Annotated in this window: 16 protein-coding genes and 2 pseudogenes; 12 read left to right on the top strand and 6 right to left on the bottom strand. The window is 60.4% G+C overall.

Features of this window, described 5'->3' with window-relative positions; translation table 11 throughout:
* The first annotated feature begins 87 nt into the window (after positions 1-87).
* The 8 genes and pseudogenes from AC0V2S_RS03970 to AC0V2S_RS03935 all read left to right on the top strand — a co-directional run bounded on the left by AC0V2S_RS03970 (position 88) and on the right by AC0V2S_RS03935 (position 4,073).
* Positions 88-249: a hypothetical protein gene (locus tag AC0V2S_RS03970; RefSeq protein ID WP_475508590.1), complete on the top strand. Its 162-nt coding sequence runs from the start codon at positions 88-90 to the stop codon at positions 247-249.
* Positions 228-698 carry a hypothetical protein gene (locus AC0V2S_RS03965; protein WP_475508589.1) on the top strand — a complete coding sequence of 157 codons (471 nt, stop codon included), beginning with the start codon at positions 228-230 and terminating at the stop codon, positions 696-698. The genes AC0V2S_RS03970 and AC0V2S_RS03965 overlap by 22 nt, the downstream gene beginning before the upstream one ends.
* Before the next feature lie 144 nt (positions 699-842).
* Positions 843-1,418, top strand: coding sequence for an antibiotic biosynthesis monooxygenase (locus AC0V2S_RS03960; protein ID WP_475508588.1), 576 nt, complete (start codon positions 843-845; stop codon positions 1,416-1,418).
* A 69-nt stretch (positions 1,419-1,487) separates the two neighbouring features.
* A pseudogene (gene folM, locus AC0V2S_RS03955) lies at positions 1,488-2,196 on the top strand (dihydromonapterin reductase).
* A 40-nt stretch (positions 2,197-2,236) separates the two neighbouring features.
* Positions 2,237-2,587 carry a dihydroneopterin triphosphate 2'-epimerase gene (folX, locus tag AC0V2S_RS03950; protein ID WP_475508587.1) on the top strand — a complete coding sequence of 117 codons (351 nt, stop codon included), beginning with the start codon at positions 2,237-2,239 and terminating at the stop codon, positions 2,585-2,587.
* Between the two features lie 99 nt (positions 2,588-2,686).
* Positions 2,687-2,977, top strand: coding sequence for a DUF1244 domain-containing protein (locus AC0V2S_RS03945; protein WP_475508586.1), 291 nt, complete (start codon positions 2,687-2,689; stop codon positions 2,975-2,977).
* Positions 2,977-3,318 carry a HopJ type III effector protein gene (locus AC0V2S_RS03940; RefSeq protein ID WP_475508585.1) on the top strand — a complete coding sequence of 114 codons (342 nt, stop codon included), beginning with the start codon at positions 2,977-2,979 and terminating at the stop codon, positions 3,316-3,318. The genes AC0V2S_RS03945 and AC0V2S_RS03940 overlap by 1 nt, the downstream gene beginning before the upstream one ends.
* 146 nt (positions 3,319-3,464) lie before the next feature.
* On the top strand, positions 3,465-4,073 hold the full coding sequence (locus tag AC0V2S_RS03935; RefSeq protein WP_475508584.1) for a putative glycolipid-binding domain-containing protein: 609 nt from the start codon (positions 3,465-3,467) through the stop codon (positions 4,071-4,073).
* 100 nt (positions 4,074-4,173) lie between these two features.
* Here the strand turns inward: AC0V2S_RS03935 and AC0V2S_RS03930 are convergent, their stop codons facing one another.
* Together AC0V2S_RS03930 and hemH are read right to left on the bottom strand one after the other, a co-directional pair.
* On the bottom strand, positions 4,174-5,538 hold the full coding sequence (locus AC0V2S_RS03930; RefSeq protein ID WP_475508583.1) for a spinster family MFS transporter: 1,365 nt from the start codon (positions 5,536-5,538) through the stop codon (positions 4,174-4,176).
* Positions 5,539-5,892: 354 nt separating this feature from the next.
* Positions 5,893-6,933 (bottom strand): ferrochelatase, encoded by a 1,041-nt coding sequence (gene hemH, locus AC0V2S_RS03925; RefSeq protein WP_475508582.1) that lies wholly within the window; start codon positions 6,931-6,933, stop codon positions 5,893-5,895.
* 292 nt (positions 6,934-7,225) lie between these two features.
* On the opposite strand from hemH, the gene AC0V2S_RS03920 reads away from it, so the two are divergent.
* Positions 7,226-8,212, top strand: coding sequence for an NAD(P)/FAD-dependent oxidoreductase (locus AC0V2S_RS03920; RefSeq protein ID WP_475508581.1), 987 nt, complete (start codon positions 7,226-7,228; stop codon positions 8,210-8,212).
* A 167-nt stretch (positions 8,213-8,379) separates the two neighbouring features.
* Here the strand turns inward: AC0V2S_RS03920 and AC0V2S_RS03915 are convergent, their stop codons facing one another.
* The 4 genes from AC0V2S_RS03915 to AC0V2S_RS03900 form a co-directional block, all read right to left on the bottom strand.
* Positions 8,380-9,144, bottom strand: coding sequence for an amino acid ABC transporter ATP-binding protein (locus AC0V2S_RS03915; protein ID WP_475508580.1), 765 nt, complete (start codon positions 9,142-9,144; stop codon positions 8,380-8,382).
* A gap of 11 nt (positions 9,145-9,155) precedes the next feature.
* Positions 9,156-10,250, bottom strand: a complete 1,095-nt coding sequence (locus tag AC0V2S_RS03910) for an amino acid ABC transporter permease (RefSeq protein WP_475508579.1) — start codon at positions 10,248-10,250, stop codon at positions 9,156-9,158.
* A gap of 10 nt (positions 10,251-10,260) precedes the next feature.
* Positions 10,261-11,439, bottom strand: coding sequence for an amino acid ABC transporter permease (locus AC0V2S_RS03905; RefSeq protein WP_475508578.1), 1,179 nt, complete (start codon positions 11,437-11,439; stop codon positions 10,261-10,263).
* Positions 11,440-11,643: 204 nt separating this feature from the next.
* A complete protein-coding gene (locus tag AC0V2S_RS03900; protein ID WP_475508577.1) occupies positions 11,644-12,672 on the bottom strand; it encodes an amino acid ABC transporter substrate-binding protein in 1,029 nt (342 codons plus the stop codon).
* 543 nt (positions 12,673-13,215) lie between these two features.
* On the opposite strand from AC0V2S_RS03900, the gene AC0V2S_RS03895 reads away from it, so the two are divergent.
* The 3 genes and pseudogenes from AC0V2S_RS03895 (at position 13,216) to AC0V2S_RS03885 (ending at position 17,072) form a co-directional block, all read left to right on the top strand.
* A complete protein-coding gene (locus tag AC0V2S_RS03895; protein WP_475508576.1) occupies positions 13,216-13,872 on the top strand; it encodes an alpha/beta hydrolase in 657 nt (218 codons plus the stop codon).
* A gap of 26 nt (positions 13,873-13,898) precedes the next feature.
* Positions 13,899-15,823 (top strand): annotated as a pseudogene (locus AC0V2S_RS03890) (acyl-CoA synthetase).
* Between the two features lie 310 nt (positions 15,824-16,133).
* A complete protein-coding gene (locus AC0V2S_RS03885; RefSeq protein ID WP_475508575.1) occupies positions 16,134-17,072 on the top strand; it encodes a GGDEF domain-containing protein in 939 nt (312 codons plus the stop codon).
* Positions 17,073-17,111: the final 39 nt, after the last annotated feature.

Below are 17,111 nucleotides of genomic sequence, written 5' to 3'. Positions count from 1 at the left end.
GCCGCTGCGTTGTCCCACCAGCGTCGCCACTGATTCACCTAGCTACACACTGCCAGTTGCCCACCGTAGTACTGGAGCATCTACCCCATGCAAGACTCTTCTCTTCTTACTAGCGAGGAATTGGACTTCCTCCAAGACCTGCAGACCCCGCCCCGCTCCCAGGGCCCGGTGCAAACCCCGAGCCTGCGGGTAGACGGTGGCACCCAGACCAAAGCCCTGCTCACCCGTTGGCGGCCAGCGACCAACTGACCATCGAAGCGCACTTCAACGGCGAGCGCGTGACTTTCCCGCTGCAACTGGTGGAAGACGAATTCCATAGCCTGACCCTCGAAATAGGTCCGCCGCAGGTGGTGGAGCAAGGCCCGTCCGAACGGCCGTGGCGGCTGCACCTGAACCCGGCAGTGGCGCTGGTGGATGAGCATGGCAAACCCAGCGGTTTCTGGTTGCACACGCTGTCCACCACCGGCCTGCTGGTGGAAGTGCGGCACAAACTGGTGCCCAACAACTTCAGCCTGTGGCTGCCGCAAGCGGGTGCGTCGCCGATTCGCTTGCAGGGCATTCTGGCCCGGCGTAGCGAGCAGCGCCTGGTGGCCTACCGCCTGAGCGGGCGCAAAACCGTGCACAGCGAGCGTCTGCGTCAGTACATCTATCAGCAGCACCGCTTGCTCAACCCAGTCGAGCCCGCGCCAGCCATCTGACGAGCTGCACCCGTCTATTTCGCATCTTTGCTGGCATTTGGCAGCGAACAACCACTACTCTTCACCCAACGCCCCGCCACCCCTGGGGCGCTTTTTTTGCCAAGGCTTTATCCGAGCGGCGGCGAGGTTTTGAGGAGATACATAATGTCTGCTTCCCCCGTCACCCTGATGGTGGCTCGCCGCGTGCCCCGCGAGCGTTACCAGGACTTCATGCTCTGGCTGCGCGAAGGCGAACAACTGGCCACCGACTTCCCTGGTTATCTCGGCTCCGGCGTTCTCGCCCCACCGCCCGACGATGACGAATTTCAAATCGTATTCCGCTTCGCCGATGCCGAGCTGCTCGCCAGCTGGGAACACTCCGTTTCGCGCCGCGCTTGGCTGCAACGTGGCCAAGGCCTGTTCGCCCAGCCGCTGGAACACCGGGTACAAGGCATCGACGCCTGGTTCGGCAGCGCCAGCCGCAACGTGCCGCGCTGGAAACAGAGCGTGGCCATCTGGCTGGCCTTCTTTCCAGTGTCGCTGGCGTTCAATTTGATTTTTGGCGGGCTGCTCAGCGAATTGCCGCTGGCCGTGCGCATTCTGCTCAGCACCCTGGCGCTGACGCCGCTGATGACCTACTGGTTTATTCCGCTGTCCACCCGGCTGTTGGCGCCGTGGCTGCACAAGCGCAAAGAATTGCGCGCAGCGGGTGGCTCGGCCCTGGCAAGCGACGCCAAGTAAAACGCCGCCTTTTGTACCCGGCGGCAGACTGGGTTAACGTTGCCGGGCCTGTTTGCCTGCGAGTGACCCATGTCTGTTTCTGCCCCCATTCTGCTAACCGGTGCCGGCCAGCGCGTCGGCCTGTTCTGCGCCGAGCGTTTGCTCGATGACGGTCATCCGCTGATTGTTACCTACCGCCAGGAGCGCGACAGCCTGCAACGCTTGCGCGAGCGCGGGGCGATCACTATTCAGGCGGACTTTTCCAGCGAGGCCAGCATTCTGGCCTTTGTCGCCGAGCTGAAAACCCATACGCAAAGCCTGCGCGCCATCGTGCACAACGCGTCGCAATGGCTGGCGGAAAACGGCCGGCGATGAAGGCGCGATCTTCCAACAGATGTTCAGCGTGCATATGCTCGCGCCCTACCTGATCAACCTGCATTGCGCCGAGTTGCTACGCCAGTCGAGCCCGGCGGATATCGTGCACATCAGTGACGACGTTGTACGCCGAGGCAGTGCCAAACACCTGGCCTATTGCGCCAGCAAGGCGGGGCTGGAAAACCTCACGCTGTCGTTCGCGGCCAAGTACGCGCCGGCGATCAAGGTCAATGGCATTGCCCCGGCACTGGTTCTGGTCAATGAAGGCGATGACGCCGCTTACCGCGCCAACGCCTTGGCCAAATCGGCGCTGGGTATCGAACCCGGCGCCGCAGTCGTCTACCAGAGCCTGCGTTACTTGCTCGACAACCCCTATGTCACCGGCACCACCCTCAGCGTCAACGGCGGCCGGCACCTGAAGTAAACAGATTGGAGTACATCGCTATGCGAGACTGGAGCCTGGAATGGCGCGCATCAGGGTCAAAGACCTGCGCCTGCGCACCTTCATCGGAATCAAGCAGGAAGAAATCGATAACAAGCAGGACGTGCTGATCAACCTGACCATCCTCTACCCGGCGGTAGACGCGGTGCAGGTGAACGATATCGAGCACGCGCTCAATTACCGCACTATCACCAAAGCCATCATTGCCCACGTGGAAAACAACCGCTTTGCCCTGCTCGAGCGCCTGACTCAGGAATTGCTCGACCTGGTCATGGCCCACCCGGCGGTGCGTTATGCCGAAGTTGAAGTGGACAAGCTGCACGCCCTGCGGTTTGCCGAGTCGGTGTCGATCACCCTCGCCGGTCATCGCTAACTTGCCTGCGCCGCATTGCCGTGCGGGCTGGGCGCTTTTATCATCGCGCCCATTGCGTTGCCCCCCTTTTAGCCCCGCACGTTCTCGGAGTACGTCGCCATGACCGAGCAAGAACAGATCGAACTCGAAGCCGCCGCCTTTCGCCAACTGGTGCAACACCTGCGCGATCGCCCCGATGTACAGAACATCGAGCTGATGAACCTCGCCGGTTTCTGCCGCAATTGCCTGTCCAAGTGGTACAAGGCCGCCGCCGATGATGTCGGCCTGCCGGTCACCATCGACCAGGCGCGCGAAGAGGTTTACGGCATGCCGTACAGCGAGTGGAAAACCAAATACCAGAAAGAAGCCAGCAGCGATCAGCAAGCGGCGTTCAACAAAGGCCAGAAGTAATGACTGCACTCACCGATTTTCGCGCTGCGTTGCACAGCGACCAGCACCTGTTTGCCAGCACCCTGGCGTTTATCGCCGAGCACTACGACTACCAGCCAAGCGCCTTCGTAAACGGCAACCAGAACAATGCCAGCGGGCAGAACGAAGGTTCGTGCAAAACCCTCGGCCTGGCCCTGCTCGAAGGCCTGAGCCTGGAAGAAACCCTGCGCGCGTTTGGCGAGCATTACCGCAGCGTGCTGGCCACCCCGACCGGCAGCGACCACGGCAATATCCGTGCGCTGATGGAAACCGGCCTTGGCGGCGTGAACTTTGCGCAGCAACCGCTCAAGCACAAGGCCTAGCGGCCCGCAAAAATACTTTCCCGTGTAGCTGAAATCCTACATACATCACAGAAACCACCGCTTATTCTGCCCGCCGGTGTACACCATGGACGGTGCCCTGCGGCTGCAAGAACGCGCCCCGCCGTCCACTCCCTGGAGTTGCACGGATGCAGCCAACCTTGATGCAGCAACAAACCCTCGTGTGGAAACCCTGGCTCAACCCTGGCGTGGAAAACCTGCGCCTGCGCCAGGACGACAGCGGCATTCATGCCAGCAGCCATCTGATTCAAAGCGTGCGCGGCAACAGCATCGCCGCTACCTACGTGCTCAACTACGACCCGCGCTGGCGCTTCCGTCGCCTGTGGCTGAAGGTGGATAACCTCGGCCAGCGCAGCCTGAAGCTGGAACGCGATATTCGCGGCCACTGGCTACTCGATGGCGAGCCGCGCCCTGACCTCAACGATTGCCAGCACGTAATGCTCTCGGCCACCCCGTTCACCCACACGGCCATCCTGCAGCGCAGCGGGTTGGAAGTGGGGCAAAGCGATGAGGTGCTGGTGGCCTATGTGGATATGCTGACGTTCACCGTGCAAGCGCGCAGCCAGCGCTACCAGTGCCTGCGCCAGCAGGACGAGCACACCTTGTATCGCTACGAGACGGCCGGCAAACAGAGCCGCGAATTGACCGTGGATAGCCAGGCATTTTTGACCAAGGCCAGCGAGCAGTATTTGCGGCTGACGTCGAAGCTGGCGCTTGAGTTGAATACCTGGGTTTGACCACTTAAAAGCGTCGAGGCTGAAGCCTCTCCCACAAGGACCTGGTGAACCCTGTGGGAGAGGCTTCAGCCTCGATTGGCCTGCCCTGAAAACCAGAAATTCAAGCCTTCGCCGGAACCCCGATTGCTTCCACAGCCGGCTCCGCCGACCAGCCCTTCAACCGCTCAACACTCGCCCGATACGGCTTCAAGCCTTTGGCTAGCAGCGTGATCGAAAACACCACAGCCACGGTGGTCACGATCAGCAGCGAATACTGCAGCGCGTTGTCGTTGCCAAAGCCGTAGTCGGTCACCATCGCCACCGCCGTCGGGCCAATGCCCAGGCCGATCAGCGTGATTACAAACAGGTAAATGGCCGACGCCTGCCCGCGCATCGAGTTGGGCATGATGTCCTGAATTGCCGCCGGCGCGACGCCGAACGGCATGCTCAGGAAGAACACCGCCGGGCACATGAAGATCGAGGCGATATTGCCGCTGGTGGCCAGCGGGAACGCCAGTACGCAGGGCAAGGCGCCGATGGCGGCGATGAGGCCGACACGCATATTGCCGTCGGTACGCCCGCGTTTGTTCATCCAGTCAGCCAGACGCCCGCCGAACACGATGCCCAGGCACCCGAACACGGCCACGATGCTGCCGTACACCACGCCCACATGGCCGGCATCCCAGCCGTAGGTGCGGATATAGAAGGTTGGAATCCACGCGGCGCTGCCGTAACCGGCGAAGGCCAGACCGGCGAAGCCGAAGTTGTGGCACAGCACGGTGGTGCGGTTGGAGCGGATATAACGGCCCACTTCACTGAGCGGCACCGCCACCCCGGCACCCACGCCACGCCGAGCAGGCTCCCGAACGGCCAGCATCAGCAGGGTAAACAGCACACCCGCCGCGCCGAGCAGCAGAAAGATCAGCTGCCACGGGCGCACTTCACCAAGCAACGGCAACACCACGTCGCCCTGCGCCGAGGCGAACTTGATCACCAGGCCGCCGAGTAGAAACGCCAGCCCAGAACCCAGGTACACGCCCATGGAATACACGCTGATGGCGGTGGCGCGCCGGTCGCTGGGGAAGCTGTCAGCGATCAACGAATAGGCCGCCGGCGACAGCGCCGCCTCGCCCACACCAACGCCGATACGGCAGAGCAGAAATTGCCAATACAGGCGGGCCATGCCGCAGGCCGCCGTCATGGCACTCCAGAACAGCACGCCGACGGCGATCAGGCCGCGACGGCTTTTGGTGTCAGCCAGGCGCCCGAGGGGAATGCCGCATACGGTGTAAAACAGCGCGAATGACAAGCCCATCAGCAGGCTCATTTGTGTGTCGCTGATTTCCAGATCGCGGCGGATGGGGCCGACCAGCAGGTTGAGAATTTGCCGGTCAATAAATGACAGGATGTACGCCACCATCAGAATGGTGACAGTGCCCCAAGCGCGGAGGCTGGAGGGATAACCGGCATTATTGTTGTTATGCACCATGGTCTCCTTCGGCGCTGCCAGTGCAACGCGCGGCCGTTGAAAGTGCTCGCAGAGTAGCCCCATCCAGCGCGCCATTTGGCCGTTATCAGCCGAGCGAATGCAGGTACGCGCCTTTGGCGAATGACTTGCCAGTCAGCACCTGTTTTTTACTTCCTGGAATCGCTCTTTGGATTGATTGACCGAAGGGATTTGATCTCAGATCAGCCGTTTTCAGGTCCGCCGAGCGAGGCTAAAGCCTCTCCCACAGGAGAAATGAGGTCCCTTGTGGGAGAGGTTTCAGCCTCGATGCTCTTGATCGGGCATAAAAAAGCCCCGCCAAAGCGGGGCTTTTCAAACCGGTGCAAAAACCTGTTACGAATTAAGCGAGTTTCCCAGCCCTGCCGGCGCCTTTTCGCAAAGCTCGGTCAGCGTTTGCACCCATTGCGGGTGATCGTTTAGGCACGGCACCAGCACCAGCTTCTCGCCGCCGGCTTCGTGGAATTGCTCTTCACCGCGAATGCCGATTTCTTCCAGCGTCTCGATGCAGTCGGCGACAAAAGCCGGGCACATCACCAGCAGCTTCTTGACGCCTTTCTTGCCCAGCTCATCCAGGCGCGCTTCGGTGTAGGGTTCGATCCATTTGTTTTTGCCCAGGCGCGACTGGAACGACACCGACCACTGCTCCGGCTTGAGCCCCATGCGTTCGGCAAAGGCCTCGGCACTGCGCTGGCACTGGCTGCGGTAACAGAAGGCCATGATCTCGTCGCTGACGCCTTTGCTGTTCGGCGCGAGCAGGTCGTGCTTGGGGTCGCGCACCAGTTTGCGGATGTGGCTTTCCGGCAAGCCGTGAAAGCTGAACAGCAGGTGGTCGTAACCTTGTTCCAGGTACGGCTGAGCGCTGGCCACCAGGGCGTCGATATACGCAGGCTCGGCGAAGAACGGCCGTAGCGTGGCGAACTCCAACTTCAAGTTCTGCTCGCGCACCACGCGTTTGGCTTCTTCGATCACCGTGGTCACGGTGCTGTCGGCAAATTGCGGATACAGCGGCGCGAGGGTGACTTTTTTCACGCCTTGCTTGGCCAGACGGGTGAGCACGGTTTGCAGCGACGGCTCGCCGTAGCGCATGGCCAGTTCCACCGGGCCGTGTTTCCAGGTGTCTTTCATGGCGGCTTGCAGGCGCTGGCTGAGTACGATCAGTGGCGAACCGCCTTCCCACCAGATGGAGCCATACGCCTCGGCCGACGCTTCCGGACGCTTGATAAGAATCAGCGACACCAGCAGACGGCGGATGGGCCACGGCAGGTCGATTACATAGGGGTCCATCAGAAACTGGTTGAGGTAGCTGCGTACATCGGCCACTTGCGGCGAGGCCGGCGAGCCGAGGTTGACCAGAAGCAAGGCGTGATCGGTCATGCATATTCCCTAACGAGGCGTAATAACGCGGAAGAAGGCCGGCATTATAGAGACGAACCCGATGCGCAAACAAAGCAGGCATCTGCCGGGGAAGCGTTCTATACCTAACACAAGCACACAGGCCGTTCGAACCTGTGGCCAATCCGCGAATCAGAGCGAGGGAAGGTCCTCGCGCAAGCACAGCCGGTCGCCGCCGCACTGCCCCTGCCCGGCCGCCGTCCTCCTGCTTTCAACGCCCATGGCCAACACCTGGAGACAGCCCCGCCCAGCCTGCGATTTCTAGAGGTCAGACATGAGTTTCCCCATTGCCATTATTGGCACCGGCATCGCCGGTCTTTCTGCCGCACAAACCCTGCACGACGCAGGTCTGTCCGTTCAACTGTTCGATAAAAGCCGTGGCAGCGGCGGCCGCATGGCCAGCAAGCGCAGCGATGCCGGCGCGCTGGACATGGGCGCGCAGTACTTCACCGCCCGCGACCGCCGCTTTCTCGAAACCGTGCACCAATGGCAGGCCCGTGGCTGGGTCGCCGAGTGGACGCCGAGCCTTTACACCTTCAACAACGGCCTGCTCGGCGCCTCGCCGGATGAGCAGGTGCGCTGGGTGGGCACGCCGCGTATGAGCGCGATCACCCGGGCGATGCTCGGTGCGCTGGCGGTGAAATTTTCCTGCCGTATCACCGAAGTATTCCGCGGCCCCGAGCACTGGAGCCTGCAAGATGCCGAAGGGCAAACCCACGGCCCGTTCAGCCACGTAATCATCGCCACCCCGGCCTCCCAGGCCAGCGGGCTGCTGGCGGCCGCGCCGAAACTGGCCGGCGCCGCCGCCAGCGTGGCCATGGACCCGACCTGGGCCGTCGCCCTGGCCTTTGCCGAACCGCTGGATACCCCGGTAGAAGGCTGCTTTGTACGCGAAGGCCCGCTCGACTGGCTGGCGCGCAACCGCAGCAAACCCGGACGCGACACCAGCATGGACACCTGGGTGCTGCACGCCAGCAGTACCTGGAGCCGTCAGCACCTGGACCTGAGCAAGGAAGCGGTGATTGAGCATTTGCACGGCGCGTTTGCCGAACTGATCGGCTGCGCCCTGCCCGCTCCGGTGTTCAGCCTGGCGCTCCGCTGGCTGTATGCGCGGCCGGCGAGCAACCATGAATGGGGCTCGCTGCTGGATGCGGACCTGGGGCTGTATGCCTGCGGGGATTGGTGTTTGTCCGGGCGGGTGGAAGGCGCCTGGCTGAGTGGCAAGCAGGCGGCGCAGCGGCTGTTGGATCATTTGCACTGAGCGTAAAAGAGCCCCTCCCCCCAGCCCTCTCCCGTAAACGGGAGAGGGGGCCAGAGCGCATTTCACTGATAAATCGGTGATGGATTCCCCTGAGGGGCTAGCCGTTACGCGATTTATAGCCACAAAAAAAGGAGCCTCGCGGCTCCTTCCTTTTGACCCATCCCCTACTAGTGCAGGATCTGGCTCAAGAACAGCTTGGTGCGGTCGCTTTGTGGGTTGTCGAAGAAGTCGTTTGGCGGTGCCTGTTCAACGATTTCGCCTTTGTCCATAAAGATCACGCGGTTGGCCACGGTGCGCGCAAAACCCATTTCGTGGGTTACGCACAGCATGGTCATGCCGTCTTCGGCCAGGCCGATCATGGTGTCCAGCACCTCTTTCACCATCTCGGGGTCGAGGGCGGAAGTGGGTTCGTCGAACAGCATGATTTTCGGTTTCATGCACAGCGCACGGGCAATCGCCACACGCTGTTGCTGACCACCGGAAAGCTGGCCCGGGTATTTATGCGCCTGCTCTGGAATGCGTACGCGTTCCAGGTAGTGCATGGCAATTTCTTCGGCCTTGCGCTTGGGCATCTTGCGGACCCACATCGGCGCCAAGGTGCAGTTCTGCAGAATGGTCAGATGGGGGAACAGGTTGAAGTGCTGGAACACCATGCCGACTTCACGGCGGATCGCTTCGATCTGCTTGAGGTCGCTGGTCAGTTCCACGCCGTCTACCACGATGCGGCCCTGCTGGTGTTCTTCCAGGCGGTTAAGGCAGCGGATGGTGGTCGATTTGCCCGAGCCCGAAGGCCCGCACAGCACGATACGCTCGCCCTGCTTCACGTTCAGGTTGATGTCTTTGAGTACGTGAAACTGGCCGTACCACTTGTTCACGCCCTGCATTTGAATAATGCCTTCAGGGCTCACAGGCTCTTTGATCGCTTCGCTCATTTAGTCGACTCCTAACGCTTGTGGCCTGTGTCCAGCTTACGCTCCAGATGCTGGGAGTAGCGGGACATACCAAAACAGAAAATCCAGAACACCAGGGCCGCGAATACATAACCTTCGCTGGCCATGCCCAGCCAGGCCGGGTCGGCGGAGGCTTGTTTGACGCTGTTGAGCAAGTCGAACAGACCGATGATGATCACCAGGCTGGTGTCCTTGAACAGGGCGATAAAGGTGTTGACGATGCCGGGAATAACCAGCTTCAGGGCTTGCGGAAGAATCACCAGGCCCATGCTGCGCCAGTAACCCAGGCCCATGGCGGCAGCCGCCTCGTACTGGCCCTTGGGAATGGCTTGCATACCACCGCGTACCACCTCGGCCACATAGGCCGACTGGAACAGGATGACGCCGATCAGGGCGCGCAGCAGCTTGTCGAAGCTCATGCCTTCAGGCAGGAACAGCGGCAGCATTACCGAGGACATAAACAGCACGGTAATCAACGGCACGCCGCGCCAGAACTCGATGAAAGTGACGCACACCACGCGAATGGTGGGCATCTTCGAGCGCCGGCCGAGGGCCAGCAAAATACCCAGCGGCAATGCACCGGCAATACCGACCGCGGCAATCACCAAGGTCAGCATCAAGCCGCCCCATTTGCTGGTGGCAACGTTTTCCAGGCCCATGCCGCCGTGCAGCAGCCAGAACGCTACCAACGGGTAGATGACCAGAAAACCGATGGCGTAATAGGCCTTGCGCGGGAACTTGCTGATAAACAGCGGCGCCGCACCAATGATTGCCAGCCACACGGTGGCATCGACACGCCAGCGCAGTTCGGTTGGGTAGAAGCCGTACATGAACTGGCCGAAGCGCTGCTGAATAAACACCCAGCACGCGCCTTCCTTGGTGCAGTCGGCGCGGGTGGTGCCCACCCAGTTGGCGTCGAAGATCGTCCAGCTCAACAGCGGCGGCACGATCAGCCAGATCAGGTAAATGGCGAACAGGGTCAGCAGTGTATTGAGCCAACTGGAGAACAGATTGGCCCGCATCCACGCCACCACGCCGACGCTGGTGCTCGGTGGTGGCATGTCGGGTTTGAATGTATGAGTCGTCATGCGCCCTTCCTCACCGTTCGATCAGCGCAATGCGCTTGTTGTACCAGTTCATCAACATGGAAATGCTGATACTGATGGCCAGGTACACACTCATGGTGATGGCAATTACTTCAATCGCTTGCCCGGTCTGGTTGAGCACCGTACCGGCAAACAGCGACACCATATCCGGGTAACCGATACCGGCGGCCAGGGAGGAGTTTTTCGCCAGGTTGAGGTATTGGCTGGTGAGCGGCGGAATGATCACGCGCATGGCTTGCGGGATGATCACTTTGCGCAGGGTCGGCCCATTGCGCAGGCCCAGCGAGTGCGCCGCTTCGGTCTGCCCGTGGGTAACCGACTTGATGCCCGAACGTACGTTCTCAGCAATAAATGCTGCGGTGTACACGGTCAGGGCGATGGTCAGCGCCAACAACTCGGGAATCATCACCCAGCCGCCAACGAAGTTGAAACCCTTGAGTACTGGCGTTTCCCAGTGGAACGGGGCGCCGAAGATGACCACGCTCAGCGCAGGAATAACCACCATGATGGCGACGCCAACCCAGCCCTTGTGGAACGGAACACCGGTGGCCTCAAAGCGCTTGTTGGCCCAACGAACCATCAACACAGTGGCCGCAATCGCCAGCACCACGGCTACAGCGAACGCGGCAAAGCCGTCGGCTGCTGTGCCCTGGGGCATGTTCAAACCGCGGTTGCTGAGAAAGAAGGTGTCGCCCACGTTGATGCTGTTGCGCGGCCCTGGCAGGGGCTGCAGCACCGCAAAGTTCCAGAACAGGATTTGCAGCAGCGGCGGGATATTACGGAAGGTCTCGATATAGACCATGGCCAGCTTGTTGATCACCCAGTTGGACGACAACCGCGCCACACCGATGATGAACCCCAGGATGGTGGCCAGCACGATACCGATGGCCGAAACGAGCAAGGTGTTGAGCAGGCCGATGACAAACACGCGTGCGTAGGTGTCCGCTTCCGTGTAGTCGATCAGGTGCTGGGCGATGCCGAAGCCTGCACTGTTTTGCAGGAAGCCAAAGCCGGAGGTGATGCCGCGGTGCTGCATGTTGGTCTGTACGTTGTCGAACAGAAACCAGCCAGTGCCAACCACCGCGACGATCGTAAGAATCTGAAAGAGCCAGGCACGCAAGCGCGGATCGCTTAACGAAAAGCTCCCCGCTGTGCCGATTTTATTTTGCATGTAGTGTCCCCAAAAACGTCGAAACGAAAAAAGCCCAGTGATCGCAGAGCAATCACTGGGCAGACCGCGTGAGAACGTAGCGAGCGAAGGTTAGGCAAGGCGAAAACAATCGAAAAAGCGGAGTTGGCTGTAGCCAATGAGCATTTTGAGATTGTTTTCAACGCCGCCTAACCGAGCGCAGTAGTTCTCATGTGGTCTGGGACATCAACGCACTGGTGGTGCGTATTGCAGACCGCCTTTGTTCCACAGAGCGTTAAGGCCACGCTCGATCTTCAGCTCGCTGCCCGCACCGACGTTGCGGTCGAACACTTCGCCGTAGTTACCCACTTGCTTGATGATCTGCACTGCCCAGTCTTTCGGCAGTTTCAGGTCTTTGCCGTATTCACCGTCAGCACCCAGCAGACGAGCAACGTCCGGGTTCTTCGTGGACTTGGCTTCAGCTTCAACGTTTTTGGAGGTGATACCGGCCTCTTCAGCGTTGAGCATGGCGAACAGTGTCCAGCGAACGATGCTGAACCACTCTTCGTCGCCTTTACGTACGACTGGGCCCAGCGGCTCTTTGGAAATCACTTCCGGCAGAACCACGTATTCAGTCGGTGCAGCCAGCTTGATGCGCTGTGCGTAGAGCTGCGACTGGTCGGAGGTCAGCACGTCGCAACGACCGGATTCCAGCGACTTGGCGCTTTCGTCGGAGGTGTCGAAGGTGATCGGGGTGTATTTCAGGCCGTTGGAGCGGAAGTAGTCCGACACGTTCAGTTCGGTAGTGGTACCGGCCTGGATGCAGATGGTCGCGCCGTCGAGTTCCTTGGCGCTGGAAACGCCGAGCTTCTTGTTAACCAGGAAGCCGATACCGTCGTAATAAGTTACGCCGGTGAAGACCAGGCCCATGCCCGCGTCACGCGAACTGGTCCAGGTGGTGTTACGCGACAGCATGTCGACTTCGCCGGACTGGATGGCGGTGAAGCGCTCTTTAGCGGTCAGCGGGCTGTATTTAACTTTCGAGGCATCGCCCAAAACAGCAGCAGCCACACCACGGCAGATATCAACGTCGATACCCTGGTAGTTACCTTTGGCATCTGGAACCGAGAAACCCGGCAGACCGTCACTTACACCGCACTGAACGAAGCCTTGTTTCTTGACTTTATCCAGAGTCGCGCCCGCTTGAGCGAAGCCGCTGGCGCCAAGAATGGTCGCTGCGGTCAGGATAGCCAGGGTGGATTTCACCATCTTCATTAAAACCTCCAGTTGCTGTTGTTGTGTTTGGAGTCTTGGCCCCACCGCCGTACCCTTTTGAGGCACGCTTAACCATCAGTGGATGGTCAATACGGGGTGCAGACCTGAGAGCGAGTCTAGTTGGCGATGCTCTCACCGGCCAAAACTCACCCCCCGCTTACTGTTTGCATGTGTTTGCGCGAGTAGACGGGTGGGGGATTTTCCCGTTCGCTTAGTCGCTCTGCGACCCGTGGCGAATCTGTTGGGAATTTCCCGTGGCTTATTTTTGTAGCGTGTTCCTGCGTAACTCGATTGCCCGTCTACTTCGCCGCACTCTACTTTGCATGAGTGGGACCACATAAACGGTGGAGTGTTACCCAAATTGGGGCATGCAATCGGTTAAATCAGTTATAGCAAACGCCGTACCACACGCCCTTGAAAGGGGCGATTCAGGCAGGTCAAGAGCAAAACTTGTACCCTTGCGACAAGTAATTAACGGATCAACCAAACCCTTATTCAGCACACGCCCCGAAGCGGGGCGTACGCACCGAACTGGAGCCCGCCATGCACGAAAATCTGATACTTGAGCCCACACTTAGCGCAGACGCCTGCGTGATCTGGTTGCACGGCCTGGGCGCCGACCGCTTCGATTTCCTGCCGGTGGCCGAAGCGCTGCAGCAAAAACTGACCAGCACGCGTTTTATCCTGCCGCAGGCGCCGACCCAGGCGGTGACCATCAATGGCGGCTACGCCATGCCCAGCTGGTACGACATTCTGGCCATGAGCCCGGCGCGCGCCATCAACCACGAGCAGCTGGAAGCCTCGGCGCAACAGGTGATTGCGCTAGTAGAGGGACAACGCGACAGCGGTATCGACCCGGCGCGCATTTTCCTCGCCGGTTTCTCGCAAGGGGGTGCGGTGGTCTATCACGCGGCCTTCCTGCGTTGGCAAGGACCGCTGGGTGGCGTACTCGCGCTGTCCACTTATTCGCCGACCCTGAGCCCCGACGTGGTGTTGGCAGATACAAAAAAACAACTGCCGGTTTACTGTTTGCATGGCACGTTTGACGACGTTGTGCAGCGCGCCATGGGCCGTGCTGCACATGACTGCCTGGAGGCGCAAGGTGTGCCCGTAACCTGGCAGGAATACCCGATGAGCCATGAAGTGTTGCCCCAGGAAATCCACGATATCGGCACCTGGCTGGCAGCGCGACTGGGCTGAACAGCACTCACTGAAAAGGTCAGCAAATGAGCCAAGCCGTTGCGCACCCACTCGCTCACGTACCCGCCATCGCCTCGTTGCGCGACACCCAGGCCATCGAGCAAATCGCCCTGCAAGACCGCGATATGCCGGCCAGCACCTACGAGGTGCTGCAACGCAGCGCGGCGCGCAACAGCAATGCCACGGCGCTGACCTTTCTGTTGCAGGGCAACCATGAAGAGCAGCCGTACCGCCTGAGTTATGGCGAGCTGTTTGCCAAGGTGACGCAGACCGCCAATGCGCTGCATCGCCTGGGCGTGCGGCCCGGCAAGGCGGTGTCGTTTCTGCTGCCGAATTTGCCGCATACCCACTTCACCATCTGGGGCGGCGAAGCGGCCGGGGTGACCAATGCCATCAACCCGTTGCTCGACAGCGAACATATTGCCGAGCTGATTCGCGCGTCCGACTCCGAAGTGCTGGTAACCCTGGCGCCCTTCCCCGGCACCGACTTGTGGGACAAGGTCGCCGGCCTGCGCGAACATCTGCCCGAGCTCAAGCACATCATTACCGTGGACATGGCCAACTACCTGGCCGAGCCACAACGCAGCGGCGTAAAAGCCCAGCGCGGTGCATTGCCCGCCGGCGTGCTGGATTTTGACGAACTGATTGCCGCCTGCCCCGCCGACCACCTGGAAAGCGGCCGGGTGATCAGCCCGGACGATATCGCCTCGTACTTCCACACCGGCGGCACTACCGGCACGCCCAAGCTGGCGCCGCACACGCACCGCAATGAAGTGGCGATGGCGATGATTCTGGCGTTCGCCATTGACCTGCATCCCAGCGACGTAACCTTGTGCGGCTTGCCGCTGTTTCACGTTAACGGCGTGATGGTCACCGGCCTGGCGCCGTTCTACGTCGGCGCCGAAGTGCTGCTGGCTTCTCCGCAGGGCTATCGCAGCCCGAGTTTGATCAGCCATTTCTGGAAAATCATCGAGCGTTACCGGGTGAGCTTTTTCAGCGGTGTGCCGACCATTTATGCCGGGCTGCTACAGGTGCCGAGCGCAGGACACGATCTCTCCAGTCTGCGCCACGCGTTGTGTGGCGCAGCGCCGATGCCGGTGGAGTTGATCCGCCAATTCGAGAGCAAAACCGGGCTGAAGATAATCGAAGGCTACGGCCTTACCGAAGGCACCTGCGGCAGCTGCGGCAACCCGCCAGCTGGCGAACGCCGCCCGGCTCCATCGGTATTCGCATGCCGTATTGCGAGGTAAAAATTGCCGTACTGGATGACCACGGCAACTACCTGCGCGACGCCGCCGAGAATGAAATTGGCAACCTGGTGCTGCGCGGCATCACTGTGTTCAACGGCTACCTGCAGGCCGACAAGAACAAAGGCATCTGGGTGGATGGCGACTGGTTCAACACCGGCGACCTGGGCCGCATCGATGCCGATGGATTTATCTGGCTGACCGGCCGCAGCAAAGACCTGATCATTCGCGGCGGCCACAATATCGACCCGCAGATGATCGAAGAGGCGTTGCACAAACACCCGACGGTGGCCATGGCCGCGGCGGTCGGCAAACCCTGTGCAAAAGCCGGCGAGTTGCCGGTGGTGTATGTGCAATTGGTGCCGGGCGCGACGGTAACTACCGAGGAATTGCTGGCCCATGCCGGCGCACATATTCCCGAGCGCGCAGCCGTGCCGAAAGATGTGTGGATCATCGATAGCATTCCGCTGACGGCGGTGGGTAAAACCTTTAAACCGACGCTGCGCTATGACGCCATCCGTCGGGTTTTCGAGGCCGACCTACGGCATATCGACCCTCAAGTACGTGTGGAAGTGGTTGCCCATGACAGCTACGGCCAATTGGCACGTCTGTACTTCACCGAGCTAGACGCCGCGCGCCATGCAGCGGTGGAGGCCGCCCTCAACGGCTACGCCGTACGTTACGAGGTAGTGCAAGGCGCCTGACGCTACCTAAATAAATAGGGAACGGAAAAACCGGCAGCGCACTCGGAATAGTTGCCGGGCTGTGAACCGCTGAGCAGCAGATTGCTGCCTTGCCAGCTATGGTTCACCTGGGTCTTTTTTCTACCAGCCCTTGTCGACGAAATGCCAACAGGTGGCGCCGCGAACATGATGATCGCAGCGCTTACCGTCGTTTCGCCAAGGGGTTGCAACGGGACAGACCTTGTTCAGCTAACCGGGTTTTCGCACTTACGAAAGGATGCGTCGCGATGCCATTCCCTATTGCTTATTCACACGGAACGCTTCAATTGCGATGAAAAACGCGCAGTGGCAGGCCGACCTGCATTCCATTCATGACATGCGCCTGTTCCAGAATGTCGCCGCCCATAACCTGGGCCGCCTGCTGGAGCAATTTCATGCCTTTGAAATCGACGCAGAGGAAATACTCCTCTCGCCTTTCGACCGTAACCAGCACCTGTATGTGTTGCTGGAAGGCGAACTGAAAGTATTCCTCGCCTCCATGGACAACCCCGCGGTGAAAACCTTGCAGGCGGGCGAGTGCGTGGGCGAAATCAGCTTTATCGACAACGACCACCCTTCCGCTTATGTGGTGGCGGCTAGCCGTTGCCTGGTGCTGCGGTTGCACCGTGACTCGCTGTTCAGCTTGTTTGCGCAGTCGCCTGAGCTGATGCAGAACTTGCTGGAGCTGCTCTGCGAGCGCGTGCGCCAGGGCAACCAGATCATTATCGACAGCGAGCAGAACGCCAACGTCGACACCCTGACCGGCGCGTTCAACCGCCGCTGGCTGGAACATATCTTCGAACGGGAAAACACCCGCTGCGCCTTCAACGGCCAGCCGATGTGCCTGTTGATGCTTGATGTGGATCACTTCAAACCCTACAACGACAACCACGGCCACCTGGCTGGCGACTACGCCTTGTGCCTGGTGGCCCACACCCTGCGCAACCAGTTGCGGCCCAAAGACAGCCTGACCCGTTACGGCGGCGAAGAGTTTGTGATTCTGCTGCCGGAGATGAACGCCGATGAAGGCCGGGCAATTGGCGAGCGGCTGCGGGCGGCGTTGGAGCAGGTGAGCTCGTTTTATTCGCCGGTGGGGGTATTGCCGGGGGTGACGATGTCGATTGGACTGGCGGAAATTCGGCCGAACGATACGTTGCAGACGTTGATTGCCCGGGCCGATAGCGCGCTGTATCAGGCCAAGCAGCAGGGAAGGAATTGCCTCTGCGGTTAACGACGATCGCAGACACAAAAAAGCCCGGCTAGTTGCCGG

This window comes from Pseudomonas sp. CC11G, from assembly GCF_056174845.1.
Note: the sequence above shows the minus strand (reverse complement) of the source record. Positions and strands in the feature narration are given on the sequence as shown.